General features: G+C 60.3%; 22 protein-coding genes. 12 read left to right on the top strand and 10 right to left on the bottom strand.

The genetic code is table 11. The features are described 5' to 3' along the window. Positions 1 to 3: 3 nt before the first annotated feature. Positions 4 to 1,776 carry an N-acetylglutaminylglutamine amidotransferase gene (locus AACY19_RS16970; protein WP_339452099.1) on the bottom strand — a complete coding sequence of 591 codons (1,773 nt, stop codon included), beginning with the start codon at positions 1,774 to 1,776 and terminating at the stop codon, positions 4 to 6. A 202-nt stretch (positions 1,777 to 1,978) separates the two neighbouring features. Here AACY19_RS16970 and AACY19_RS16965 point away from each other — a divergent pair, with 202 nt between their 5' ends. Continuing rightward, positions 1,979 to 2,335: a hypothetical protein gene (locus AACY19_RS16965; protein ID WP_339452097.1), complete on the top strand. Its 357-nt coding sequence runs from the start codon at positions 1,979 to 1,981 to the stop codon at positions 2,333 to 2,335. 18 nt (positions 2,336 to 2,353) lie between these two features. On the opposite strand, the gene mnmC is transcribed toward AACY19_RS16965, so the two are convergent. Next, positions 2,354 to 4,333 (bottom strand): bifunctional tRNA (5-methylaminomethyl-2-thiouridine)(34)-methyltransferase MnmD/FAD-dependent 5-carboxymethylaminomethyl-2-thiouridine(34) oxidoreductase MnmC, encoded by a 1,980-nt coding sequence (gene mnmC, locus AACY19_RS16960; protein ID WP_339452095.1) that lies wholly within the window; start codon positions 4,331 to 4,333, stop codon positions 2,354 to 2,356. A 221-nt stretch (positions 4,334 to 4,554) separates the two neighbouring features. Between mnmC and pap the strand changes: the two genes are divergently transcribed. Next, a complete protein-coding gene (pap, locus tag AACY19_RS16955) occupies positions 4,555 to 6,069 on the top strand; it encodes a polyphosphate:AMP phosphotransferase (RefSeq protein ID WP_339452093.1) in 1,515 nt (504 codons plus the stop codon). Between the two features lie 102 nt (positions 6,070 to 6,171). Continuing rightward, positions 6,172 to 7,356, top strand: a complete 1,185-nt coding sequence (locus AACY19_RS16950; protein WP_339452091.1) for a thiolase family protein — start codon at positions 6,172 to 6,174, stop codon at positions 7,354 to 7,356. A 112-nt stretch (positions 7,357 to 7,468) separates the two neighbouring features. On the opposite strand, the gene AACY19_RS16945 is transcribed toward AACY19_RS16950, so the two are convergent. Next, complete coding sequence (locus tag AACY19_RS16945) at positions 7,469 to 7,663, bottom strand: DUF6316 family protein (RefSeq protein ID WP_339452089.1); 195 nt, start codon at positions 7,661 to 7,663, stop codon at positions 7,469 to 7,471. A gap of 210 nt (positions 7,664 to 7,873) precedes the next feature. Here AACY19_RS16945 and AACY19_RS16940 point away from each other — a divergent pair, with 210 nt between their 5' ends. Continuing rightward, the gene (locus AACY19_RS16940) at positions 7,874 to 8,833 is read left to right on the top strand and encodes a DMT family transporter (RefSeq protein ID WP_339452087.1); all 960 of its coding nucleotides are present in this window, start codon (positions 7,874 to 7,876) and stop codon (positions 8,831 to 8,833) included. Positions 8,834 to 8,955: 122 nt separating this feature from the next. On the opposite strand, the gene AACY19_RS16935 is transcribed toward AACY19_RS16940, so the two are convergent. After that, on the bottom strand, positions 8,956 to 10,350 hold the full coding sequence (locus tag AACY19_RS16935; RefSeq protein WP_339452085.1) for a class II fumarate hydratase: 1,395 nt from the start codon (positions 10,348 to 10,350) through the stop codon (positions 8,956 to 8,958). A 193-nt stretch (positions 10,351 to 10,543) separates the two neighbouring features. Here AACY19_RS16935 and AACY19_RS16930 point away from each other — a divergent pair, with 193 nt between their 5' ends. The 5 genes from AACY19_RS16930 to AACY19_RS16910 all read left to right on the top strand — a co-directional run bounded on the left by AACY19_RS16930 (position 10,544) and on the right by AACY19_RS16910 (position 14,945). Beyond that, the gene (locus AACY19_RS16930; RefSeq protein WP_095120531.1) at positions 10,544 to 11,065 is read left to right on the top strand and encodes a DUF2059 domain-containing protein; all 522 of its coding nucleotides are present in this window, start codon (positions 10,544 to 10,546) and stop codon (positions 11,063 to 11,065) included. 12 nt (positions 11,066 to 11,077) lie between these two features. Continuing rightward, entirely contained in the window at positions 11,078 to 11,374 is a 297-nt protein-coding gene (locus AACY19_RS16925; protein WP_339452079.1) for a BolA family protein, read from the top strand. 181 nt (positions 11,375 to 11,555) lie between these two features. Next, a complete protein-coding gene (gene trhO / locus AACY19_RS16920; protein WP_339452078.1) occupies positions 11,556 to 12,497 on the top strand; it encodes an oxygen-dependent tRNA uridine(34) hydroxylase TrhO in 942 nt (313 codons plus the stop codon). A 2-nt stretch (positions 12,498 to 12,499) separates the two neighbouring features. Then, complete coding sequence (locus AACY19_RS16915) at positions 12,500 to 13,135, top strand: DsbA family protein (protein WP_339452077.1); 636 nt, start codon at positions 12,500 to 12,502, stop codon at positions 13,133 to 13,135. Continuing rightward, positions 13,128 to 14,945 (top strand): ABC transporter ATP-binding protein, encoded by a 1,818-nt coding sequence (locus AACY19_RS16910; protein WP_339452076.1) that lies wholly within the window; start codon positions 13,128 to 13,130, stop codon positions 14,943 to 14,945. The genes AACY19_RS16915 and AACY19_RS16910 overlap by 8 nt, the downstream gene beginning before the upstream one ends. Positions 14,946 to 14,998: 53 nt before the next feature. On the opposite strand, the gene AACY19_RS16905 is transcribed toward AACY19_RS16910, so the two are convergent. Next, the gene (locus AACY19_RS16905) at positions 14,999 to 15,469 is read right to left on the bottom strand and encodes a hypothetical protein (RefSeq protein ID WP_339452074.1); all 471 of its coding nucleotides are present in this window, start codon (positions 15,467 to 15,469) and stop codon (positions 14,999 to 15,001) included. A 175-nt stretch (positions 15,470 to 15,644) separates the two neighbouring features. Between AACY19_RS16905 and AACY19_RS16900 the strand changes: the two genes are divergently transcribed. Next, complete coding sequence (locus AACY19_RS16900) at positions 15,645 to 18,104, top strand: EAL domain-containing protein (RefSeq protein ID WP_339452072.1); 2,460 nt, start codon at positions 15,645 to 15,647, stop codon at positions 18,102 to 18,104. A gap of 79 nt (positions 18,105 to 18,183) precedes the next feature. Further along, positions 18,184 to 18,945 (top strand): TenA family transcriptional regulator, encoded by a 762-nt coding sequence (locus AACY19_RS16895; protein ID WP_445262313.1) that lies wholly within the window; start codon positions 18,184 to 18,186, stop codon positions 18,943 to 18,945. Positions 18,946 to 19,080: 135 nt separating this feature from the next. Here the strand turns inward: AACY19_RS16895 and AACY19_RS16890 are convergent, their stop codons facing one another. The 5 genes from AACY19_RS16890 to AACY19_RS16870 all read right to left on the bottom strand — a co-directional run bounded on the left by AACY19_RS16890 (position 19,081) and on the right by AACY19_RS16870 (position 23,936). Then, entirely contained in the window at positions 19,081 to 20,007 is a 927-nt protein-coding gene (locus tag AACY19_RS16890; protein ID WP_339452068.1) for a GGDEF domain-containing protein, read from the bottom strand. A gap of 361 nt (positions 20,008 to 20,368) precedes the next feature. After that, the gene (locus AACY19_RS16885; protein ID WP_025113079.1) at positions 20,369 to 21,109 is read right to left on the bottom strand and encodes a YciK family oxidoreductase; all 741 of its coding nucleotides are present in this window, start codon (positions 21,107 to 21,109) and stop codon (positions 20,369 to 20,371) included. A gap of 61 nt (positions 21,110 to 21,170) precedes the next feature. After that, entirely contained in the window at positions 21,171 to 21,842 is a 672-nt protein-coding gene (gene mupP / locus AACY19_RS16880; protein WP_339452065.1) for an N-acetylmuramic acid 6-phosphate phosphatase MupP, read from the bottom strand. Positions 21,843 to 21,846: 4 nt separating this feature from the next. Then, complete coding sequence (ubiG, locus tag AACY19_RS16875) at positions 21,847 to 22,545, bottom strand: bifunctional 2-polyprenyl-6-hydroxyphenol methylase/3-demethylubiquinol 3-O-methyltransferase UbiG (protein ID WP_007908399.1); 699 nt, start codon at positions 22,543 to 22,545, stop codon at positions 21,847 to 21,849. A 56-nt stretch (positions 22,546 to 22,601) separates the two neighbouring features. Continuing rightward, on the bottom strand, positions 22,602 to 23,936 hold the full coding sequence (locus AACY19_RS16870; RefSeq protein WP_339452063.1) for a TRZ/ATZ family hydrolase: 1,335 nt from the start codon (positions 23,934 to 23,936) through the stop codon (positions 22,602 to 22,604). Positions 23,937 to 24,044: 108 nt separating this feature from the next. On the opposite strand from AACY19_RS16870, the gene mtnA reads away from it, so the two are divergent. Next, the gene (gene mtnA / locus AACY19_RS16865; protein ID WP_339452061.1) at positions 24,045 to 25,121 is read left to right on the top strand and encodes an S-methyl-5-thioribose-1-phosphate isomerase; all 1,077 of its coding nucleotides are present in this window, start codon (positions 24,045 to 24,047) and stop codon (positions 25,119 to 25,121) included. Positions 25,122 to 25,397 lie beyond the last annotated feature (276 nt).

Genomic DNA, 25,397 nt, shown 5'->3' with positions numbered 1-25,397 from the left:
CGATCAGATTCCTTGTTCACTGAGCCACAGGTTCAGGGCTGCCAGTTGCCACAGTTTCGAACCGCGCAACGGCGTCAGTTGGCCTTGCGGATCAGTCAGCAGCTTGTCGAGCATGGCCGGGTTGAACAGGCCGCGATCCTGACTCGGATCAAGCAGCAGCTCACGCACCCAGTTCAGCGTTTCGCCTTGCAGATGCTTGAGACCCGGTACCGGGAAATAGCCTTTCTTGCGGTCGATCACTTCACTTGGAATGACCCGGCGCGCAGCCTCTTTCAGGACTTGTTTGCCACCGTCAGGCAGTTTGAATTGGCCGGGTACACGGGCCGACAGTTCGACCAGTCGATAGTCGAGAAACGGTGTGCGCGCTTCCAGGCCCCAAGCCATGGTCATGTTGTCGACGCGTTTGACCGGGTCGTCCACCAGCATCACTGTGCTGTCCAGACGCAGCGCTTTGTCGACGGCGGCATCGGCGCCAGGTTGTGCGAAGTGTTCCTTCACGAACTCGCCGGCGGCGTCATGGGCTGTCAGCCATTGCGGTTGCACGGTGGCGGCGTAATCGTCGTAGCTGCGGTCGAAGAACGCGTTGCGATAGGCGGCATAAGGATCGGCCGCGCCGTCGACTTGCGGATACCAGTGATATCCGGCGAACAGTTCATCCGCGCCTTGGCCGCTCTGCACGACCTTGCAGTGCTTGGCGACTTCGCGGGACAGCAGGTAGAAAGCGATGCAGTCGTGGCTGACCATCGGCTCGCTCATTGCACGGAACGCGGCGGGCAGTTGCTCGATGATTTCTTTCTCGTCGATCCGCAACTGATGATGTTGGGTACCGTAGTGCTTCGCGATCAGATCCGAGTACTGGAATTCGTCGCCGCGCTCGCCGCCCGCGTCCTGGAAGCCGATGGAAAAGGTCGACAGATTTTCCACGCCGACTTCACGCAACAGGCCGACGAGCATGCTCGAGTCGACGCCGCCGGACAGCAGCACACCCACATCCACCGCCGCCCGTTGACGGATCGCCACCGCTTCGCGGGTGCTGTCGAGCACGCGGTCGACCCAGTCTTCCAGCGTCAGGTTTTTCTCGTCGTCGTGTGGGCCGTAGGGCAGGGTCCACCAGGTTTTCTGCTCGGTGGTGCCGTCGGCTTCGACACGCATCCACGTCGCGGGCGGCAGCTTTTCGATGCCAGCCAACAGGGTGCGCGGTGCCGGCACCACGGCGTGGAAATTCAGGTAGTGATTGAGCGCCACCGGATCGAGGATCGGGTTGATGTCACCCCCCTTGAGCAGCGCAGGCAGGGCCGAAGCAAAACGCAAGCGCTGGCCGGTGCGCGACAGGTACAGCGGCTTCACGCCGAGACGGTCGCGGGCGATGAACAGACGCTTGGCGTCGCGCTCCCAGATGGCAAACGCGAACATGCCGTTGAGTTTCGGCAGCAGCGCTTCGCCCCAGGCGTGGTAGCCCTTGAGCAGCACTTCGGTGTCGCCACCGGAATAGAAGGCGTAACCCAGCGCTTCGAGTTCGGCACGCAATTCCGGAAAGTTGTAGATCGCGCCGTTGAACGCGAGGGACAGGCCCAATTGGCTGTCGATCATCGGCTGCGCCGAGCCGTCCGACAGGTCCATGATTTTCAGGCGACGATGACCGAGGGCAATCGGCCCTTGGGCATGAAACCCCCACGCATCGGGGCCGCGAGGGGCCAGGTGATGGGTGATTCGTTCGATGGCTGCAAGGTCTGCAGGTTGTTGATCAAAACGTAACTCGCCAGCTAATCCGCACATAAGGTCCTTACCGGTTTTTCCGTTGGGGAGGGTCATTCTTCACCGTGCCGAAATGGCCGGTACTCAGGAACTGACCCGTGCCAGTTGTGGGAGTTTTAGAACGATCAGTTATAAGCAGCTTTGCCAGACCGGCGGGCGGCTACCACAAAGCCCGGACACTGATGCGGTACATAGTTATGACAAACATGCGGATTACTGCTGATTGCGTGGGCAACCCGTTGGGTGCCACCCCGGATATCGGCAAGACACGGCACCGTCCAGGGTCACCACGGCCGAGCGTTCGCCGCAATTCCTGACGTTTCTGGCGAAGCAATCGTTCTGGAGCGATTTTCTCAAACGGCATCACCCGCGCCAGTTCAGCACCCTCGACACGGTCTTCCCGCCCCGGCTGGAGGCGTTGTTCGAGCAGGCCGATACCCCGACGACGGCGGATTATCTCAAACAGGTCGAGGACATCGCGAGGGAAAGGGACACTGTGGAAAGCGCGGTGATGAAGCGTTTGACCGATGACATCATCCGGCAGAACGATCAGGGGCTGTGCATCTTGCCGGAGTTCTGAGTCGTGTCAGACCCGCGATCACTTGCCCCGGATCAGGCGACGCAAAACGAACCGGTTGGGATGGCAGGCGTGTGCGACTTCTCGGGGCAGCGGCAGCGGCTCGTTGTCCAGCCAGGCTGCCAGCAGCTCACCCGAGAGCGGCGCCGTGATCAGACCGCGCGAGCCATGACCGCTGTTGACGTACAAGCCGTCGAGCCACGGGCAGGGGATATCCGGTATTTGCCGGGCGTCCTTGCTCAGGGCGGCGTAGGTCTGCATGAATGCCGAGTGGTCGGCTACCGGGCCGACAATGGGCAAGTAGTCAGGGCTGGTGCAGCGGAAAGCGGCGCGGCCCTGAAGGCTGTCGGGCGTCAGTTCGTCGATGTGCAGGCGCGTGACCAGATCGGCGGAGATCTCTTCGAGCATCGCCAGATTGCCCAGGTGTTCGGCAGTGGTCGGGGTCAGGTCGTCGTTGTTGAAATCGAAACTGGCGCCGAGGGTGTGCTCGCCCAACCGGGCGGGCGCGACATAGCCTTCGGCGCATACCACGGTGGTCAGGGCCTGGCTGTGCGCGGTTTCGGCCAGTCGGGTGATCTGCCCGCGAATACGCTTGAGGGGCAGTTCGGCACTTTGCGCGAAACGTTTGATCTCGGCAGCGCCGGCCAGCACCACGACCGGCGCGCTGGCGAGCAAGCGGTCGCCGGCAAAGGCCTGCCACTGGTCGTCGACCTTGCGCAGCTCCAGGACCTCGCGATGACTGAGCCATTCGATGTTCGGGTGTGCGGCCTGTGCCTGACACAGGGCGGGCGGATGAACCCAGCCACCCTCGGGGTAGTACAAACCACCATGGGCCAGACCCACTCCGGCGCGGGTCTGCGCCTCGGGCTGATCGAGCCAGTGCAGCAAATCCTCCGGAAACGCTGCCGCCAGTTGCGCATGACGCTCGGCCTCCCTGGCATTGAACGCCAATTGCAGCACGCCGCAATCATCCCAATCGGAGCCCCGTTGCAGGCTTTCCAAAAGGCGACGGGTAAAGCCGAATCCACTGACAATCAGTTGCGACAATGTGGTGCCGTGGGCCGACAACTTCAGATACAGCACGCCTTGAGGATTGCCCGAAGCCTCTCGGGCAACGGCATCGTGACGATCCAGCAGACTGACCTGCCAGCCCCGTGCGGCGAGGCTGGCGGCACTGGCACAACCGGCCAGGCCGGCCCCGATCACCAGGGCGCGGCGCTCACCGGTCAGCGGAGCCGGGCGGGCGAACCACGGTTTCCCGGCCGCTGGTGGCGCCACGTGCGCCGGCCAGCCGATGAACTCACCGCGCAGAATCTCCCATTTGTGGCCGATCCCCGGCGTGCGTTTCATCTTGAATCCGGCCGCATTGAGCAAGCGTCGCACCCAGCCGGTGCTGGTGAAGGTGCTGATGGTTGCGCCGGGGGCGGCCAGTCGTGCCAGCTCACTGAACAGTTCGGCGGTCCACATGTCGGGGTTTTTCGCCGGGGCAAAACCGTCGAGAAACCATGCGTCGACCTGCCCGTCGAGCTGCGGCAATTGCTCCAGTGCATCGCCGATCAGCAGCGTCAGGGTCACCCGCCCATCGGCCAGGACGATGCGCTGAAACCCTTGATGGATCGCCACGTAATGCGTCAGCAATTGCTCGGCCAATGGCTTGAGTTCTGGCCACAGTGCCAAGGCTCGATGCAGGTCGGCGGGGCTCAGCGGGTATTTTTCGACGCTGACAAAGTGCAGTCGCGCACCGGCCACGGCGTGTTGCTCGAACAACTGCCAGGCACAGAGAAAATTCAGCCCGGTGCCGAAGCCGGTTTCGCCAATGACCAGCCGCCCGCTTGCCGGCAACCCGGCGAAACGCTCGGCCAGACGGTTTTGTTCGAGGAACACGTAACGGGTTTCGTCCAGACCGGACTTGTCGGAAAAATACACGTCATCGAACACGCGCGAACGCGGGCGTCCTTGGTCATCCCAATCGAGTTGGGCGTGGGGTAATACGGGCTTCATGGCAGGCTCGGCAACGACAAGGCGGCCATTCTAGCTGATCGTGCGGGGGCTGCTTGATCCATGGCAAGGCTGACAAGAGCGAGCACAAGGACAATCGCCCATTTGGGCAAAGTAGATCCTCTCGCCACAGGGTTTTTATCCCGCACGCAAGGCGCAGGAATTTCTACCCTCTACCAGTGCCCAATCCGCTAGTCTTGATGAATCCTGGAAGGAGCCGTCCCATGTTTGAATCCGCTGAAATCGGTCACGCCATCGACAAAGACACCTTTGATGCGGCCGTCCCTGCATTGCGTGAAGCCTTGCTTGAAGCTCAGTTCGAATTGCAGCAACAGAAGCGTTTCCCGGTGATCATCCTGATCAACGGCATTGAGGGCGCGGGCAAGGGCGAGACGGTCAAATTGCTCAACGAGTGGATGGACCCGCGCCTGATCGAAGTGCGTACTTTCGATCAGCAGACCGATGAAGAGCTGGCGCGGCCACCGGCCTGGCGTTATTGGCGGATGCTCCCGGCCAAGGGGCGGATGGGGATTTTCTTCGGCAACTGGTACAGCCAGATGCTGCAGGGGCGGGTGCATGGCTTGTTCAAGGACCCGCGTCTGGATCAAGCGATTGCCGGTGCCGAGCGTCTGGAAAAGATGCTCTGCGATGAAGGTGCACTGATCTTCAAGTTCTGGTTTCACCTCTCCAAGAAACGGATGAAAGCGCGGCTCAAGTCGCTGGCCGATGACCCCTTGCACAGCTGGCGCATCAGCCCGCTGGACTGGCAGCAATCGCAGACCTACGACAAGTTCGTCAAATACGGCGAGCGTGTGCTGCGCCGTACCAGCCGCGATTACGCGCCGTGGCATGTGATCGAAGGCGCCGACGCCAACTACCGCAGCCTGGCGGTTGGCAAGATTCTCCTTGAGGGTCTGCAAAATGCGCTGAAACGCCCGGACGTGCATACCCACGATGTCAGCGCTGCGCCGTTGGGGACGCCGGTCGATCAATTGAATTTGCTCGACAGTCTCGACCTGACCCAGCGCCTCGACAAGAAAGACTATGAAGAACAATTGATCACCGAACAGGCGCGGCTTTCGGGCCTGATGCGCGACAAACGCATGCGTCGCCACGCACTGGTCGCGGTGTTCGAAGGCAACGATGCGGCGGGCAAGGGCGGGGCGATCCGCCGCGTCGCGGCGGCGCTCGATCCGCGTCAATACAACATCGTGCCGATTGCCGCACCGACTGAAGAGGAGCGTGCGCAGCCGTATTTGTGGCGTTTCTGGCGGCACATTCCGGCACGCGGCAAGTTCACCGTGTTCGACCGTTCCTGGTATGGGCGGGTGCTGGTGGAGCGGGTCGAGAGGTTTTGTACACCTGCCGACTGGCTGCGGGCCTACGGCGAGATCAATGATTTCGAAGAGCAATTGGCCGACGACGGGGTGATCGTCGTCAAGTTCTGGCTGGCCATCGACAAGGACACGCAGATCGAACGCTTCCAGGAACGTGAGGCGATTCCGTTCAAGCGCTTCAAGATCACCGAAGACGACTGGCGCAACCGCGACAAATGGGATGACTATCGGGCCGCCGTCGGCGATATGGTGGATCGCACCAGTTCGGAGATTTCGCCGTGGACGCTGGTCGAGGCCAATGACAAGCGCTGGGCGCGGGTGAAGGTGTTGCGCACCATCAACCGGGCACTGGAGGAGGCTTTCGAGAAATCCGACAAGCACGCCAAGAAGCACAAGGACTGAGTCGATAGATGCGCATACGCGGGGTGAATGATCGTCGCGGTCGTTGATGTGGTGGACTTATGCTCGGACCACTCTCAACTGACAACGACAATGAGGTATGCCATGCGTGAAGTGGTGATCGTCGACAGCGTGCGGACTGGCCTGGCCAAATCCTTTCGCGGCAAGTTCAACCAGACCCGTCCCGATGACATGGCGGCTCATTGCGTCAACGCGCTGCTTGAGCGCAACGCCATCGACCCGGCCAGCGTCGAGGACTGCATCGTCGGCGCCGGCTCCAACGAAGGTGCGCAGGGCTACAACATCGGCCGCAACGTGGCGGTGCTGTCGCGCCTGGGCACCGGCACCGCCGGCATGACCCTCAACCGTTTCTGTTCGTCAGGTCTGCAGGCGATTGCGATTGCCGCCAACCAGATTGCTTCGGGTTGCAGCGACATCATCGTAGCCGGTGGTGTCGAGTCGATCAGCCTGACGATGAAAAGCGTCAACACCGACCACCTGATCAACCCGCTGCTCAAACAGCAGACGCCGGGCATCTATTACACGATGGGCCAGACCGCCGAAGTGGTGGCGCGGCGTTATGCCGTCAGCCGTGAAGCGCAGGACCGTTATTCCCTGCAAAGCCAGATTCGCACCGCCCAGGCCCAGGCAGCCGGTTTGTTTGACGATGAAATCGTGCCAATGGCGGTCAAGTATCGCGTCGAGGACAAGAACAGCGGCGAAGTGCAGATGCTCGATGGCGTCGTGGATCGCGACGACTGCAACCGCCCAGACACGACTTATGAAAGCCTGGCAGGGTTGAAACCGGTGTTTGCCGAGGACGGTTCGGTGACGGCGGGCAACTCCTCGCAACTGTCCGACGGCGCCTCGATGACCCTGGTGATGAGCCTGGAAAAGGCCCTGCAACTGGGGCTCAAGCCGAAAGCGTTTTTCCGTGGTTTTACCGTGGCCGGCTGCGAGCCGGACGAGATGGGCATCGGCCCGGTGTTCTCGGTGCCGAAGTTGCTCAAGGCCAAAGGCTTGCAGGTCGCGGATATCGATCTGTGGGAGCTGAACGAGGCGTTCGCGTCGCAGTGCCTGTACAGCCGTGACCGGCTGGAGATCGACAACGACAAGTACAACGTCAATGGCGGTTCGATTTCCATCGGCCACCCGTTCGGCATGACCGGGTCGCGGCAGGTCGGGCATCTGGTGCGTGAGTTGCAGCGGCGCAATGTGCGTTACGGCATCGTCACCATGTGCGTGGGTGGTGGGATGGGGGCGACGGGGTTGTTTGAGGCGGTGCGTTAGATCTTCTGAATCTGCGTTGCCCGTTCGGGCCTCTTCGCGAGCAAGCCCGCTCCCACATTGGAATGCATTTGAAGTGTGGGAGCGGGCTTGCTCGCGAAGGCATTGACCGGATTTACCGATTGGAATCCAGAAGCTGCATCCGCGCGATATAGGCCTTTATCTCCAGCTCTGCCTTTTCGGCGCTCTCAAACGGCCCCTCAAGGGTATTTTCCCGAGTGCTGAAAAACAGTTCGCCATTGACCCGGCACACGCGGTCGCTGCGAAAGTGCGTGGCGGGGGCGCTGTCCTGGGCGCGCATTCCTAACATGATCGGTCTCCTTGGGGGCGGCGCTGGATGGGGTGCAATCAGCTTATGCCTGAAGCACTTGGGTGGCGCGGCGAGCCGATCAACGGCGGTGCGTCAATTTAGTGCTGCGACCTGCACAATTTCATTCGCGTCCTGGCCTCAACTGTCCCTGTGTCGCGCAGGGCGGCAAGCCTAGAATGAGCGCTCTCGTCAGCAGGTTTTGGGGTTCGCATGCACATTTCATCGGGGCGCTGGGTGTACGGCCTGTTCCTGGCGCTGCTGACGGCGTTCCTGTGGGGCATCCTGCCGATCAAGCTCAAACAGGTCTTGTTGGTGATGGACCCGGTCACCGTGACCTGGTTTCGTCTGCTGGTGTCCGGCGGTTGCCTGTTCATTTATCTGGCTTCGGTCAAGCGTCTGCCGAGTCGCAAAGTGCTCGGGCCCAAGGGCGGCTGGCTGGTGCTGATGGCGGTGCTCGGGCTGGTCGGCAACTATGTGCTGTACCTGATGGGCCTGAATCTGCTCAGCCCCGGTACGGCGCAACTGGTGGTGCAGATGGGCCCGATCATGCTGTTGATTGCCAGCCTGTTTGTATTCAAGGAACGCTTCAGTATGGGGCAGGGCATCGGTCTGGCGGTGTTGCTCATCGGTTTCGTGTTGTTCTTCAATCAGCGTCTGGCCGAATTGCTGACGTCGCTGTCGGACTACACCGCCGGCGTCTTGCTGGTGCTCTTGGCGTCGACGGTCTGGACCTTCTACGCCTTGGGCCAGAAGCAATTGCTGACGGTGTGGAATTCGTTGCAGGTGATGATGGTGATCTACCTGTTTTGCGCGCTGTTGCTGACGCCATGGGTGCATCCGCTGGAAGCGTTGAGCCTGAGCCCGTTGCAGGGCTGGCTGTTGCTGGCGTGCTGCTTGAATACCCTGATTGCCTATGGCGCGTTTGCTGAAGCGCTGGCGCATTGGGAGGCGTCGCGCGTCAGTGCGACGTTGGCGATTACGCCGTTGGTGACGTTTGGCGCGGTGGCGATTGCGGCGAGGATCTGGCCGGACTATGTGCATGCCGAACAGATCAACGGATTGGGTTATGGCGGGGCGGTGCTGGTGGTGCTGGGGTCGGCGCTGGTGGCGTTGGGGCCTTCGTTGATTGCCGGTCTAAAAGCGCGACGGATGCGGATAGCCGCAGGTTAACCGAGGCAGCGTTCTTCGCGAGCAAGCCCGCTCCTACATTTGTTCGCATTCCTGACATGGGATAGCGGTCAATTGTGGGAGCGGGCTTGCTCGCGAAGACGGACTTTCAGGCGCTACAACTCTCAGCCCTTGGCCCCCGCCTCGATCATGTTCTCCGGCCGCACCCACGCATCGAACTCTTCATCGGTCAGATAACCCAGCGCCAACGCCGCCTCACGCAAGGTCAGCCCCTCGCTGTAAGCCTTCTTGGCGATTTCCGCGGATTTGTCGTAACCGATATGCGGGTTCAACGCCGTCACCAACATCAACCCACGTTCCAGATGCCGCGCCATCACTTCGGCGTCCGGCTCGAGCCCGGCAATGCAATGCTGCTGGAAGTTGCTGCAACCATCGCTGAGCAATCGGATCGATTGCAGCAGGTTGTGGATGATCACCGGTTTGAACACGTTCAACTGCAAGTGCCCCTGACTGGCGGCAATGCCGATGGTCACGTCGTTGCCCAGTACCTGACAGGCCAGCATCGACAGCGCCTCGCACTGGGTCGGATTGACCTTGCCGGGCATGATCGAGCTGCCCGGCTCGTTCGCCGGCAGCCGCACTTCAGCGAAACCTGCGCGGGGGCCCGAGCCCAGCAGACGCAAATCATTAGCGATTTTCATCAGGGCCACGGCGAGGGTTTTCAGCGCGCCGGACAGACTGGTCAGCGGTTCGTGGCCGGCGAGGGCGGCGAACTTGTTCGGCGCAGTGACAAACGGCAGACCCGACAGCGCGGCCAGTTCAGCGGCAATGGCCTCGCCAAAACCGTGGGGCGAGTTCAGCCCGGTGCCAACCGCCGTGCCACCCTGGGCCAGTTCGCACACCGCCGGCAGTGCGGCGCGGATCGCCCGTTCGGCGTAATCCAGTTGCGCTATAAACCCGGACAACTCCTGGCCGAAGGTGATCGGCGTCGCATCCATCATGTGCGTGCGCCCGGTTTTCACCAGTTTCATGTGCCGCGCGGCCAGTTCGGCAAGACCGCCGGACAGTTCGGCAATCGCCGGCAGCAACTGCTCCTGCACGGCGTGCGCGGTGGCGATGCTCATGGCGGTGGGAAAGCAATCGTTGGAGCTTTGCGAGCGGTTGACGTGATCGTTCGGGTGCACCGGCGTTTTGCCGCCGCGCGGGTTGCCGGCCAGTTCATTGGCGCGACCGGCGATCACTTCGTTGACGTTCATGTTGCTTTGCGTGCCGCTGCCGGTCTGCCAGACCACCAGTGGGAACTGGTCGTCATGCTGGCCGTCGAGCACTTCATCGGCGGCCTGTTCGATCAGGCGGGCAATGTCGGCGGGCAGGTCGCCGTTGCGGTCGTTGACCCGGGCGGCGGCTTTCTTGATGAGGGCCAGAGCGTGCAGTACCGGCAGCGGCATGCGTTCCTGACCAATGGCGAAGTTGATCAGCGAGCGTTGCGTCTGAGCACCCCAGTAAGCGTCGTCCGGGACTTCGATCTGGCCCAGGCTGTCGGTTTCGATACGGCTCATCGTGCACACTCCTGTTGGTCTGTTTGCGCAGTTTAGGCCGGCATCGGCCCGGGTGGTTCCCTCGAAACGATTGTTGACCGGTAAAATCCGGCCAATCAAGCGCGGCAAGGCTCGGGGCTTGAGCCGCGGCGTTTTTTAGGCGCAGAATGGTCGCCCTTGGGGTTTGACCTCGCCTAGCTGAAAAGGAAACTCGATGACTCGTCTTCGTGCCATCTGCACCGCGGTTGCACTGGTTTGCGCCAGCGGCCAGGTGCTTGCCGATACCGCCAGCCACAACGCCAGTGCTGAAGCTTTTCTGACCCTGGCGCACGCTGACAAGCTGGGCACTCCGGTGTACATGCAAGTGCAGCAAATGTTCGCACAGCGTTTTGAGCAGACCAAAGCCCCGGAAGCCAAGAAAGCCGTTCTGGAAACCTACCAGGCCAAGGCCAACGCCGCGCTCGACCAAGCCATTGGCTGGAACAAGCTGAAGCCGGACATGGTCAAGCTGTACACCAGCAATTTCAGCGAATCGGAGCTGAAAGACCTCGTTGCGTTCTACAAGTCGCCGCTGGGCAAGAAAGTCCTTGAGAAAATGCCGCAACTGACCCAGCAATCGGCCCAGATGACCCAGGCCAAGCTGGAAAGCGCCGTGCCTGTCGTCAACAAGCTGCTCGACGACATGACCAAAGAGCTGGACCCGAAAGGCGCTGCTGCGCCGGCCAAGAAGAAGTAAGCGGAGTTCGTGATGACCATGCAACAACGCATTGAATCGACGCTGGGCCTGCTTCAGCCTGAGCATCTGCAAGTGCTGGATGAAAGCCACATGCACAGTCGCGGGTTGCAGACGCACTACAAGGCTGTGGTGGTCAGTGCGCAGTTCGACGGCCTGAACCGGGTCAAGCGCCACCAGAAAGTCTACGGCACGCTCGGCGAGCTGATGGGCGAGTTCCATGCGTTGGCGCTGCACACCTACACCCCGCAGGAATGGGCAGAAATCGGCGCCGCCCCGGCGTCACCGACCTGTGCCGGAGGAAAGCACTAAAAGCAGCTGCAAGCTTTGAGCTCCAAGCCGCAAGTCAAAGCACCGCGCTGTCAGCTTGTCGCTTGAAGCTCGCCGCTTGAAGCTGCTTTTTTGCTAGAATCCGCAGCGCGCCGCTCACCCGGCGCGTTTTTTTTCGTATCCGGTTCACCCTTTGCGAGGGTAGCCACCTGGAGATATACCCATGACACAACCGATTGTCGTGGCGGCACTGTATAAGTTCGTCACCCTCGAAGATTACGTCAACCTGCGCGAGCCCCTGCTGCAAGCGATGGTCGACAACCAGATCAAAGGCACCCTGCTGATCGCCGAAGAAGGCATCAACGGCACGGTGTCCGGCACCCGCGAAGGCATCGACGGCCTGCTCGCCTGGCTGAAGAACGATCCACGCATGGTCGACATCGATCACAAAGAGTCGTACTGCGACGAGCAGCCGTTCTACCGCACCAAGGTCAAACTGAAAAAAGAGATCGTCACCCTGGGCGTCGAGGGCGTCGACCCGAACAAAAAAGTCGGCACTTACGTTGATCCGCAAGACTGGAACGCGTTGATCAGTGATCCGGAAGTGCTGTTGATCGATACGCGCAACGACTACGAAGTGGCGATCGGCACCTTCGAAGGCGCCATTGATCCGAAAACCACCAGTTTTCGCGAATTCCCCGACTACATCAAAGAACACTTCAACCCGGCCGTGCACAAGAAGGTCGCGATGTTCTGCACCGGCGGCATTCGCTGCGAGAAGGCGTCGAGCTACATGCTCAGCGAAGGCTATGAAGAGGTTTACCACCTCAAGGGCGGCATCCTGAAGTACCTCGAAGAGGTGCCTCAGGAAGAAACCAAATGGCAGGGTGACTGCTTCGTCTTCGACAACCGCGTCACCGTGCGTCACGACCTCAGCGAAGGCGACTACGATCAATGTCATGCTTGCCGCACACCGGTCAGCGTTGAAGATCGCGCCTCCGAGCATTATGTGGCCGGTATCAGTTGCCCGCATTGCTGGGACAAACTGAGCGAGAAGACCCGCCGCAGCGCCATCGATCGGCAGAAGCAGATCGAACTGGCCAAGGCCCGCAACCAGCCGCACCCGATCGGCTACAACTATAAGCAAGCATCCACCGAGGCTTAATCATGTCTGCGCGTCTGCTCTATGTGATGGACCCGATGTGTTCGTGGTGCTGGGGGTTCGCTCCGGTGGCCAGGGCATTGGTCGAGCAGGCGCAAGCAGCCGGGGTCGAGTTGCATCTGGTGGTCGGTGGTCTGCGCACCGGCAGCGGTTCGGCGCTGGAGCCGACCACGCGGCGCTACATTCTTGAGCATTGGCAAGCGGTGACCGAGGCCACCGGCCAGCCGTTCAAGTTCGAAGGTGCGCTGCCTGACGGTTTTGTCTACGACACCGAACCGGCCTGCCGCGCCATCGTCACGGCGCGCACGCTGGCGCCAGATTGCGCATGGACATTGCTGGGCTTGATTCAGCAAGCGTTCTACGCCGAAGGCCGCGACGTCACCCAGGCCAGCGTGCTGGTCGAGCTGGCGGAGAAGGCCGGCGTGCCGCGCATCGAATTTGCCGCGCTGTTTGATCGTGCCGATCAGCACGAAGCGACTCTGGCGGATTTCAACTGGGTGCAGGACCTTGGCATCGCCGGTTTCCCGACCCTGCTCGCCGAGCGCAACGGCCAACTGGCGTTGCTGACCAACGGCTATCAACCGCTCAGCGAGCTGTCGCCACTGCTCGGCCGCTGGCTGGAGCGCGCAGCCTGTGCCTGACCTGGCCGATGACACGCCAGCCGTAAAGCGTGTCGACCGGCTGAGCTGGGCAGAAGTCCGGCGACTGGCGCTGACTCACAAAAAATCCTTGTGGATCGCCAACGGCGTCGCCGTGCTGGCGACGCTGTGCAGCGTGCCGATTCCGCTGCTGCTGCCGTTGCTGGTGGATGAGGTCTTGCTCGGTCACGGCGATGCCGCACTGAAAGTCATGAACCACGTGCTGCCATCGATGTGGCAACAAGCGGCGGGTTATATCGGCCTGATGCTGGTGGTGACGCTGACCCTGCGCTGCAGTGCCCTGTGTTTTGGCGTGTTGCAGTCGCGGCTGTTTGCGCGGCTGGCCAAGGACATCGTCTACCGCATTCGCGTGCGCCTGATCGAACGGCTCAAGCGGATTTCCCTCGGCGAATACGAAAGCCTCGGCAGCGGCACGGTGACCACCCACTTGGTCACTGACCTGGACACCCTCGACAAATTCGTCGGCGAAACCCTCAGCCGTTTTCTGGTGGCGATGCTGACATTGGTCGGCACCGCCAGCATCCTGATGTGGATGCACTGGAAACTGGCTTTGCTGATCCTGCTGTTCAACCCGCTGGTGATCTACGCCACGGTGCAGTTGGGCAAACGCGTCAAACACCTGAAGAAACTCGAGAACGACAGCACCGCGCGCTTCACCCAGGCGCTGAGCGAAACCCTCGATGCGATTCAGGAAGTGCGCGCCGGCAACCGCCAGGGCTTCTTCCTCGGGCGCCTCGGATTACGCGCCCAGGAAGTGCGCAACTACGCGGTCAACTCGCAGTGGAAAACCGACGCCTCCAACCGCGCCAGCGGCCTGTTGTTCCAGTTTGGTATCGATATTTTCCGTGCGGCGGCCATGCTCACGGTGTTGTTCTCCGACCTGTCGATTGGCCAGATGCTCGCGGTGTTCAGCTATCTATGGTTCATGATCGGCCCGGTGGAACAACTGCTCAACCTGCAATACGCGTACTACGCGGCGGGCGGCGCACTGGCGCGGATCAACGAATTGCTGGCGCGTGCCGATGAGCCGCAGTATCCGGGCGGTGTCGATCCGTTCAAGGGGCGCGATACCGTGGGCATTCAGATTCAGGGGCTGAGCTTCGGTTACGGCGATGAACTGGTGCTCGACCAGTTGCACCTGTCCATTGCGCCGGGCGAGAAAGTCGCGATTGTCGGCGCCAGCGGTGGCGGCAAAAGCACCCTGGTGCAATTGCTGTTGGGTCTCTACACGCCACTGGCTGGAACCATCCGTTTCGGTGGTTCGACCCAACAGGAAATCGGCCTGGAAACGGTACGGGAAAACGTCGCGGTGGTGCTGCAACATCCGGCGCTGTTCAACGACACCGTGCGCGCCAACCTGACCATGGGCCGCACCCGCAGCGACGAGGCCTGCTGGCAGGCGCTGGAAATTGCGCAGCTGGAGCCGGCGATTCGCGCGTTGCCGGACGGCCTCGACAGCATCGTCGGGCGCTCCGGCGTGCGCCTGTCCGGCGGTCAGCGTCAGCGCCTGGCGATTGCGCGAATGATCCTCGCCGAACCGAAAGTGGTGATCCTCGACGAAGCCACTTCGGCCCTCGACGCCGCCACCGAGTACAACCTGCATCAGGCCATGGCGCGTTTCCTCAACGGCCGTACCACCTTGATCATTGCCCACCGGTTGTCAGCGGTGAAGCAGGCGGACCGCGTCCTGGTGTTCGATGGTGGGCAAGTGGCCGAGGACGGCGATCATCAGCAACTGATCGCGGATGGCGGTTTGTACGCCAAGCTGTATGGCCATCTGCAACGGCTCTAGATCAACTCCACAACACCTGCAATGCCCCTCTGAACCATCGTGGCCGAACTCTTTCATGACCACGGAACATGACGCGCACGGGCGCATGGTCGTGGCGATATCGACCGAGCGCAGCTCTTGGGGTCGGGGTACTTTTCCCGTATTACCTGGTGAAAGGACTGAACCTCGTCGAGCGACTTTTCAGTGCCGCTGACTTTGTAGGTGGTGTTGCCGCCGTCCAGACGGCTGCTTGTAACGATGCACTGGTCGCCAATGCTGTCGACTACCGTCGGCTCTCCCTGAACGCTTTGCAGGTGTTTTGGCAGTCCCCAGTCTCTCGATGAGGCGAGCAGCGCTTGCCAGAGATTTCGCGCGTGACTGTGCTCAATGGACAACGGCGAATGACTGCGCGGTGAAAAGAAGAAATCGTGGAGCGCGATGCTGCTACTTTTTACCTCATGCCGGGCACTCAACATCGCCGTATATTCAGCCTGTTGACCGGTGTGACGCTCTAAGGGCGTGGGCGTTGAAGTCGTTGAACTCATGGTAAAGGGCTCTTGAATGAGAAAGAGCCGCAGTGTCAAAGCTTCGCTTGCCGTCTGTGCGGTACATAGGTATCGCAGGTTCGTTCGAGTCCATGCTTGCCGGAAGGGAAATCGCCCCCTAGGCTAGCTTGAGCAGTCTCCTCTTGAAGATGGCAGTGCGTGCACAAAGGAACTCATGAAGCAAAAAAGGACTCTCGGAACGCCACGGTTGTTGGGCATCGTCTGGCCATTTATTGCCGTCGTGTTGTTTCAGGCTTTGTTGGGGGGCGTGAGCCTCTACGTCCTGTCGGCTGTTCGTGGCTATGTAGCCGGCGAAAGCCTCTGGTCCAAGGGCCAGAAGGACGCCATCTATTACCTGAACCTCTACGCCGATAGCCGCGACGAAGCGATCTTCCTCAAGTACAAGCAAGCGATTGCCGTGCCGCAGGGCGGTCATGAGTTGCGACTGGCCCTTGATCGCCAGCCACCGGATCTGCGGGCGGCGCGGGAGGGCATTCTCAAGGGGGGCAACCATCCGGATGACATCCCCAGCTTGATCTGGCTGTATTTGAATTTTCGCCATTTCAGCTACCTCGAAACCGCCATCGACCGCTGGACGCTTGGGGATGCCTATCTGGTCGAACTCGATAGCGTGGCGCAAGAGATGCACCGCAGCATCGTCGACAACGTTGCCACCGAAGCCGATGTCCAGCGCTGGAGGGCCCGGATCTTTGCCATCAATGACGGTGTAACCCCCGCCGCCAAAGCTTTCAGCGATGCCTTGGGCGAAGGTTCGCGGATGATTCTGCGCCTGCTGCTGTTCACCAACCTGGCGACCGCGCTGGGGTTGATCGTGCTGGCGCTGTGGCGCACGCACAAACTGCTCAAGCAGCGCCATGCCTTTGCCCAAGCGCTGCAACTGGAGAAGGACCGCGCGCATGTGACACTGCAATCGATTGGCGATGGCGTCATTACCACTGACGTCAGCGGCGCCATCGACTACATGAACCCTGCTGCGGAAGCGATGACCCACTGGAAGGCTGAGCAAGCCTCCGGGCTGCCGCTGGCAGCGCTGTTCAACCTGCTTGACGACAACGCCCAGGCCGAAGGGCTGACGCTGATCGAGCACATTCTCAGCGGCCAGCTCAGTGGCGGCAGCGAACACTCCAAACTGATTCAGCGCCTCGACGGCAGCACCGTGTCGGTGACCCTGGTCGGCGCGCCGATCCGCAATGCCGGCAAGGTCAGCGGCACGGTGCTGGTGCTGCACGACATGACGCAGGAGCGGCAGTACATCGCCAACTTGTCCTGGCAGGCCACACACGATGCGCTGACCGGGCTGGCCAACCGCCGGGAGTTCGAATATCGCCTCGAGCAGGCGTTGCACAACCTCGCGCGTCAGTCAGGGCGGCATGCGCTGATGTTCCTCGATCTGGACCAGTTCAAACTGGTCAACGATACCTGCGGCCATGCGGCAGGCGATGAATTGCTGCGACATATCTGCACGTTGCTGCAATCGGGCCTGCGTGAGGGCGACACGCTGGCCCGGCTTGGCGGTGATGAATTCGGCATTCTCCTGGAAAACTGTGCGCCGGAGGCAGCGGAAAAAATTGCCGAAAGCCTGCGCCAGACCGTGCAGAACCTGCACTTCGTCTGGAAAGGGCGACCGTTCCTCACTACCGTGAGTATTGGTCTGGTCCACGTAGTGCAGACCCCGACCACCCTCGAAGCCTCGCTGCGCGCTGCCGACATGGCCTGCTATATGGCCAAGGAGAAAGGCCGCAACCGCGTCCAGGTTTACCACGCCGACGATTCCGAACTGTCGCTGCGCTTCGGCGAAATGGCTTGGGTGCAGCGTCTGCACATGGCGCTGGAGGAAAATCGCTTCTGCCTGTATGCCCAGGAAATTGCACCGCTCAAGCCGGGCCACAGCAACGGCGGGCACGTCGAGATTCTGCTGCGACTGCACGACGAAGCCGGGCGGATGATTTTGCCTGACAGCTTTATTCCTGCCGCCGAACGTTATGGTTTGATGAGTCAACTGGATCGTTGGGTAGTGCAAAACGTTTTTAAAGTAATTGCTGATTGTATTGCACAAGAACATCAAGGCCCATTAGCAATGTGTGCGATTAATCTGTCAGGCATTACTATCGGAGATGACGCTTTTCTGCACTTTCTAAGAGAGCAGTTTGTTAACTACGCAATACCGCCTGAAATGATTTGTTTTGAAATTACAGAAACCAGTGCGATTTCAAATTTAGGTAGTGCAATAAAATTTATCAATGAGCTCAAAGGCTTAGGTTGCCACTTTTCATTAGATGACTTTTGTGCCGGAATGTCTTCATTCGCTTATCTGAAACATTTACCTGTAGACTTCCTGAAGATCGATGGGAGTTTCGTTAAGGATATGCTGGACGACCCGATTAACCGCGCAATGGTCGAAGTGATCAATCACATCGGGCATGTCATGGGCAAGAAGACAATTGCCGAGTTTGTTGAAACAACCCAGATCGAGCAGGCATTGCTTGAAATTGGCGTGGATTACGCTCAGGGTTACGTCATTGAACGACCGCAGTTGTTTACCTGTGACAGTTTGCAAAGTCGGCCCGCCAGACCGCAGCCGTTGTTATTCAAAGCGCCTGGCACGTTCCGTTGAAGTCTCTCGCCGATCCTTACAATCACAAATCAAAAGGAGCCGAACAGTGATCGACACATTCAACCGAACCGGACCACTCATGGAAGCTGCAAGTTATCCTGCCTGGGCACAACAGTTGATTCAGGATTGCAGCGAGAGCAAGCGCCGGGTTGTCGAACATGAACTCTACATGCGCATGCGTGATAACAAACTCAGCGCCAGGACCATGCGTCAGTACTTGATTGGCGGCTGGCCGGTGGTCGAGCAGTTTGCGTTGTACATGGCGCAGAACCTCACTAAAACCCGGTTCGCCCGTCACCCCGGCGAAGACATGGCGCGTCGCTGGTTGATGCGCAATATCCGCGTCGAACTCAATCATGCCGATTACTGGATGCATTGGAGTCGCGCCCACGGCGTCAGTCTGGAAGACCTGCAAGCACAGCAGGTTCCGCCCGAACTGCATGCCTTGAGTCACTGGTGCTGGCACACCAGTTCGTCCGATTCACTGATCGTCGCCATTGCCGCAACGAACTACGCCATTGAGGGCGCCACCGGGGAGTGGTCGGCGTTGGTGTGTTCTACCGGTGTCTATGCTGCGGCGTTCCCGGAAGAGCACCGCAAACGCGCGATGAAGTGGCTGAAGATGCACGCGCAGTATGACGATGCTCATCCATGGGAAGCGCTGGAAATCATTTGCACCCTGGCCGGGATGAACCCGAGCAAGGCGCTGCAGACAGAACTGCGTCAAGCGGTGTGCAAGAGCTACGACTACATGTACCTGTTCCTCGAGCGCTGCATGCAGCTTGAAACTTCGGAGCGCTTGCTGGTGAGCCGAGAGCGCAGGGCTGTCGTCGAGAGCTGATTTTCGGCTCACACACAACCAATGTGGGAGCGGGCTTGCTCGCGAAGACGTCGTGTCAGTCAGTAGAGATTTGACTGACACGATGCTTTCGCGAGCAAGCCCGCTCCCGCTTTGTTCTGTGCTGGTCGAAAGATCTCAGCCCGCCATCGCCAAGCGGTTGCGACCTTCGCGCTTGGCCACATACAACGCACTGTCGGCACGGCGCAGCAAGCTGTCAGCGGATTCGCCCGGCAGCAACGTCGAGCAGCCCAGGCTCACAGTCAGCTCGATCAACTGCCCATCTGCGTAGTATTCGGCCGCCTGAGTCGCGTAACGCAACCGTTCGCCGACCATCGCAGCAGGTTCGCGACTGGTGTTGGACAGCAGAATCAGAAACTCTTCGCCGCCGTAACGGAACACCATGTCGACATTGCGCAGTTGGGCCTTGATTGTCGCGGCGATGGCTTTGAGCACATCATCGCCGGCGCTGTGGCCATGGCTGTCATTGACCCGTTTGAAGTGGTCGATATCGAGCATCAGCAGTGACAGCGGTTGCAGATGCCGACGGGACATCTCGATTTCCCGTTGCAGGGTCTGTTCCATGGCGATGCGGTTGCCGGCACCGGTCAACGGATCGCGCAGGGCGCTTTGCGTGGCTTCGCGGTAGAGCAGGGCGTTGCGCATCGGAAACAGCAGGGAAGACAACAACGATTCGAGGTTGCCTTGTTCCTGGTCGCTGAAGCGCTGATTGCGACGAAACACCACTTCGCCCATGTGTGCACCTTCATGGCTGAGGCTGTAGCTGACCGAGTGGTGGCCGCGTGTGCCGAATTCCAGACGCAGGTCGCTGCCCTGATGCACATAGCTCAAGGCGTCCAGCGGCACGAGGCGCTGAACTTCGCGGAAAAACAAACCGAGGATGCGTTGCGGCTCAAGGCTGGTTTGCAGTTGCAGGCTCATTTGCTGGCGCAGTTGCGCCAGGCTGGCCGGTCGCTCCAGAAGCGGAGGCAGTTGACCAAAGCCCAGGCGTTGCAATTTGGCACTGTCAAAGTCAATTGCATTGGTCTGGGAGGGTGATTTCATATGGCGTGAGCCCCTAAGCAGTAAGTCTGTCTTACAGGCTGGGTGAGAGCGGCTATGGGCTGCGCGTCATACTGATCCATCAGTCCCGTAGGACATTTGGCGTAAGTTTAGTCTGCCTGATGACGATTAGTCAGCTATCGAAATCGGACTTGCCCCATTGCCTTCACACGGCATGCTTTGAGGGAATTTAGAGCGAAAGTCGTGCCATTCGGTTCGTATTTTTTTAACCCTTTAGGAATCAATGGGTTGGAAGTGGCTGGGAAAGAGGGGTGGTGGTTTTTTGACTTAAACAAGACAGAGGTGAGCGGCAAATCCATGCCGCGACGGAAACCCGCCACGGCAACAAATACGACGTATGGCATTACTGAGCGTTGAATGCCTGCCCGTTGATACCGGTGCTGTCCGGGCCCATCAGGTACAGGTATACCGGCATGATCTCCTCTGGTGTCGGGTTGTTCAGCGGATTTTCGCCCGGATAGGCCTGGGCGCGCATGCTGGTACGCGTGCCTCCCGGGTTGATGCTGTTGGAGCGTACCGGCGCCACACCGTCGACTTCATCGGCGAGGGTTTGCATCAAGCCTTCGGTGGCAAACTTCGACACGCCATAAGCGCCCCAGTAGGCGCGACCTTTGCGACCGACACTGCTGGAGGTGAATACCACGGATGCGTCTTGCGACAGCTTGAGCAGCGGCAGCAACGTGCTGGTCAGCATGAACATGGCATTGACGTTGACTTGCATGACGCGCATGAAGTTTTCGCCGGACAACTGCTCGATCGGCGTGCGCGGGCCAATGATCGAGGCGTTGTGCAGCAGGCCGTCCAGATGGCCGAACTCGGTTTCGATCATCGCTGCCAGCTCATCGTATTGATGGGGCAGGGCGGTTTCGAGGTTGAACGGAATCACGGCGGGTTGCGGATGACCGGCGGCTTCGATTTCATCATAGACTTGCGTCAGATTGGCCTCGGTCTTGCCCAGCAGCAACACGGTGGCGCCGTGGGCGGCGTAGGTTTTCGCAGCGGCCGCACCGATGCCACGACCGGCACCGGTGACCAGAATGACCCGATCCTTGAGCAATTCGGGACGAGCGGAATAATCAAACATAAAAACCTCATCAAGAGTCAGATCGTTCCCACGTTCCCCATGGGAATGCAGCCAATGACACTCAGCAGTTACACAGAGCGCTATCGAGCACCTTGCGCAACTCCGACGGATGATCCACCACCACATCCGCGCCCCAGTGCCGTGGGTTGTCGTCCGGGTGAATGTAGCCAAAGGTCACTGCAGCGGTTTTGGTTCCGGCATCACGACCGGATTCGATATCGCGCAGATCATCGCCGACAAACAGAACCGTCGCCGGGTCCAGATCAAGCATCTTGCACGCAAGGATCAGCGGCTCCGGGTCGGGTTTGCTGTTCTTCACGTGATCCGGGCAGATCAGCAGCGCCGAACGCTCGGCCAGCCCCAGTTGCTGCATGATCGGCTCGGCAAAACGCAGCGGTTTGTTGGTGACCACACCCCAGATCAGATTGGCCTTTTCGATATCGGCGAGCAGCTCGCCCATGCCCTCGAACAGTTTGCTGTGCACCGCGCAGCCGACCAGGTAGCGCTCAAGGAACTCCAGGCGCAGTTCCTCGAAGCCCGGCGACTCCGGGTCCATCGAAAACGTCACCGCCACCATGGCCTTGGCGCCACCGGAAATTTCATCGCGGATGTGCTTGTCGTTCATCGGTGGCAAACCACGGTCCGCGCGCATCGCCTGGCAGATGGCGATGAAGTCCGGCGCCGTGTCGAGCAGGGTGCCGTCCATGTCGAAGAGAACTGCTCTGATGGCCATCGGCTTACTCCTCGCGCAGGGTCTGGATCATGTAGTTGACGTCAACGTCGTTGGCCAGCTTGTAGTGCTTGGTCAGCGGGTTGTAGGTCAGGCCAATGATGTCCTTGACGGTCAGACCGGCCATGCGGCTCCAGGCACCCAGTTCGGACGGCCGGATGAATTTCTTGAAGTCGTGGGTGCCGCGCGGCAGCAGCTTCATGATGTATTCGGCGCCGATGATGGCGAACAGATAGGCCTTCGGATTACGGTTGATGGTCGAGAAGAACACCTGGCCGCCCGGTTTGACCATGCGGAAGCAGGCTCGGATCACTGACGACGGATCGGGCACATGCTCGAGCATTTCCAGGCAAGTGACCACGTCGAACTGCTCGGGCATCTCTTCGGCCAGGGCTTCGGCAGTGATCTGACGGTACTCGACGCTGACGCCGGATTCCAGTTGATGCAGTTGCGCAACGGCCAGCGGCGCCTCGCCCATGTCGATGCCCATGACGGTGGCGCCGCGTTGGGCCATGGCTTCACTGAGGATGCCGCCGCCGCAACCGACGTCGAGGACTTTCTTGCCGGCCAGATTGACGCGCTCGTCAATCCAGTTGACCCGTAGCGGGTTGATGTCGTGCAGCGGTTTGAATTCGCTTTCGCGGTCCCACCAGCGATGGGCCAAGGCTTCGAATTTGGCGATTTCGGCGTGGTCGACGTTGCTCATGTTAAATCCTCTGAAACTTGAAAAAGTCTGTAGCCCCGGCATTCGCGCCGGGGGGTTCACGATTCGGTGTGGCCGCTGATGCGCTGGCCCCAGGCCCGGGCGGTGGCGCCCAGTTGCTCTTCGTCCATTCGCGTCAGGCGGCGGTCGTCGAGCAATGGTTTGCCGGCTACCCACAGGTGTTTCACGCAGTCGCGACCGGTGGCGTATATAAGCTGCGAAACCGGGTCGTACACCGGTTGTTGCGCCAGGCCGGACAGATCGAACGCAACGATGTCGGCGGCCTTGCCGATTTGCAGCGAGCCGACTTGCGCCTCGATCCCCAGTGCCCGCGCGCCATTTAGCGTGGCCATGCGCAATGCGCGATGGGCGTCCAGTGCGGTGGCCGAACCGGCGACGGCTTTGGCCAGCAGCGCGGCGGTGCGGGTTTCGCCGAGCAGATCCAGATCGTTGTTGCTCGCCGCGCCATCGGTGCCCACGGCCACGTTGACGCCAGCCTGCCACAATCGCTCGACCGGGCAGAAGCCGCTGGCCAGTTTGAGGTTGGATTCCGGGCAGTGGATCACGCTGGTGTTGCTTTCTACCAGCAATGTCAGGTCGTCATCGCTGATCTGGGTCATGTGCACCGCCTGGAAGCGCGGGCCGAGCAGACCGAGGCGGCCGAGGCGGGCCAGCGGACGTTCGCCGCGTTGCTCCAGCGCTTGCTGGACTTCGAACGCGGTTTCATGGACGTGCATGTGGATCGAGGCGTCCAGTTCCTCGGCAATCACGCGGATTTTTTCGAGGTTCTCGTCGCCAACGGTGTACGGTGCATGAGGGCCGAATGTGATCCTGATGCGTTCGTGGTGCTTCAGGTCGCCGAACAACTCGACGCCTTGACGAATCGCCTCATCGGCATTGCTGGCGCCGGGGATGGGGAAGTCGAGAATCGGAATCGCGATCTGTGCGCGGATGCCGCTGTTGTGCACGCGCTCGCTGGCGACCTTGGGGAAGAAATACATGTCCGAGAAGCAGGTGATGCCGCCCTTGATCTGCTCGGCGATGGCCAGATCGGTGCCGTCGCGGACAAAATCTTCATCGACCCATTTGGCCTCGGCCGGCCAGATGTGATTTTCCAGCCAGGTCATCAGTGGCAGATCGTCCGCCAGGCCACGGAACAGCGTCATTGCCGCGTGGCCGTGGGCGTTGATCAGTCCGGGGGCGAGCAGCATCTCCGGCAATTCACGGACTTCGGTGGCGTTACACTTCAATGCTTCGGCGCGCGGGCCGATAAACACGATGCGACCGTCGCGGATGCCCAGGCCATGCTCCTTGAGCACAACGCCTGCCGGTTCGACGGGTACCAGCCAGGTCGGCAGCAATAGTAAGTCGAGCGCAATGGCAGGTTTCGGCATCGAGGGTCGGGTCCAGTGCTTTTGTAAAGGATGGCGAAGTATACCCGAGCGTCTTCGCGGGGGGATCGCTATAATCGGCGGCTTTTGTTCATGAGTGCGGGGTGTGGGATGCGCGATCGACTGTTGGCTGCGGAAAAAGTGAAGGCCATCGATTGGCGTGACGGCGCGCTGCACCTGCTGGATCAGCGTATTTTGCCGTTCGAGGAAACCTGGATTGCCTACACCAGCGCCGCCGGCGTGGCTGAGGCCATTCGCTCGATGGTAGTGCGCGGTGCGCCGGCCATCGGTATCAGTGCCGCTTATGGCATCGTCCTTGCTGCGCGAGCGCGAATTGCCGAAGGTGGCGACTGGTACGCGGCGCTGGAAGAGGATTTTGCGCTGCTGGCCGATTCGCGACCGACTGCGGTCAACCTGTTCTGGGCTCTTGGCCGCATGCATGATCGCCTTGATCGCCTGAAAGAAAACGCCGATCCGCTGGCGGCGCTGGAAGCCGAAGCCGCTGCCATCCACGAAAGCGACCGCGAAGCCAACCTGACCATGGCGCAGCTCGGCGTTGACCTGATCCGCAAGCATCAGGGCAATGCTCAGGCGATTCTGACCCACTGCAATACCGGCGCGTTGGCCACCGGTGGTTTCGGTACGGCCCTGGGCGTCATTCGCGCCGCCTTTATTGAAGGCATGGTCGAGCGCGTTTATGTCGACGAAACCCGTCCGTGGCTGCAAGGGTCGCGTTTGACCGCATGGGAACTTGCCAACGAAGGCATCCCGGTCACACTCAACGCTGACGCCGCCGCTGCACACATCATGAAAACCAAAGGCGTGACCTGGGTGATCGTTGGCGCCGACCGCATCACCGCCAATGGCGACGTGGCGAACAAGATCGGCACCTACCAACTGGCGGTCAACGCCATGCACCACGGTGTGCGTTTCATGGTGGTGGCGCCGAGTTCGACCATCGACATGAATCTGGCCAGCGGCGACGACATCCCGATTGAAGAGCGTGACGGCGCCGAATTGCTCGAGGTTGGCGGCAAGCGCCTCGGCGCGGACGTCGAAGCGTTCAATCCCGTGTTTGACGTGACGCCGGCGGACCTGATTGATGCGATTGTTACCGAGAAGGGCATCGTTGAACGCCCGGATACGGCGAAACTGGCCCAGTTGATGTGCCGCAAACGCCTGCATTGATGGGCTTGATGTCTGCGTTGGCCCCTTCGCGAGCAGGCTCGCTCCCACAGGTTTTGTGATCAGCATGGAACCTTGTGGGAGCGAGCTTGCTCGCGAAAGGGCCTTGAAAGTCAATAAACATCCACAAATCAGCCCCTGATTCTGCATTCAAAGAAGCTCTGAGCCCCTCTCGTCCCCGTTAAGCCTGTCACCGGTCAACTAACTATGCTCCATGCGCATCTGGGGGATAGGTGCGTGGCGGCCTTTGTGATAACATCCGGCGTTTTCCGAGGCAGC

It is taken from the genome of Pseudomonas sp. EA_5y_Pfl2_R50, assembly GCF_963970475.1.
Classification (GTDB): Bacteria; Pseudomonadota; Gammaproteobacteria; order Pseudomonadales; family Pseudomonadaceae; genus Aquipseudomonas.
Note: the sequence above shows the minus strand (reverse complement) of the source record. Positions and strands in the feature narration are given on the sequence as shown.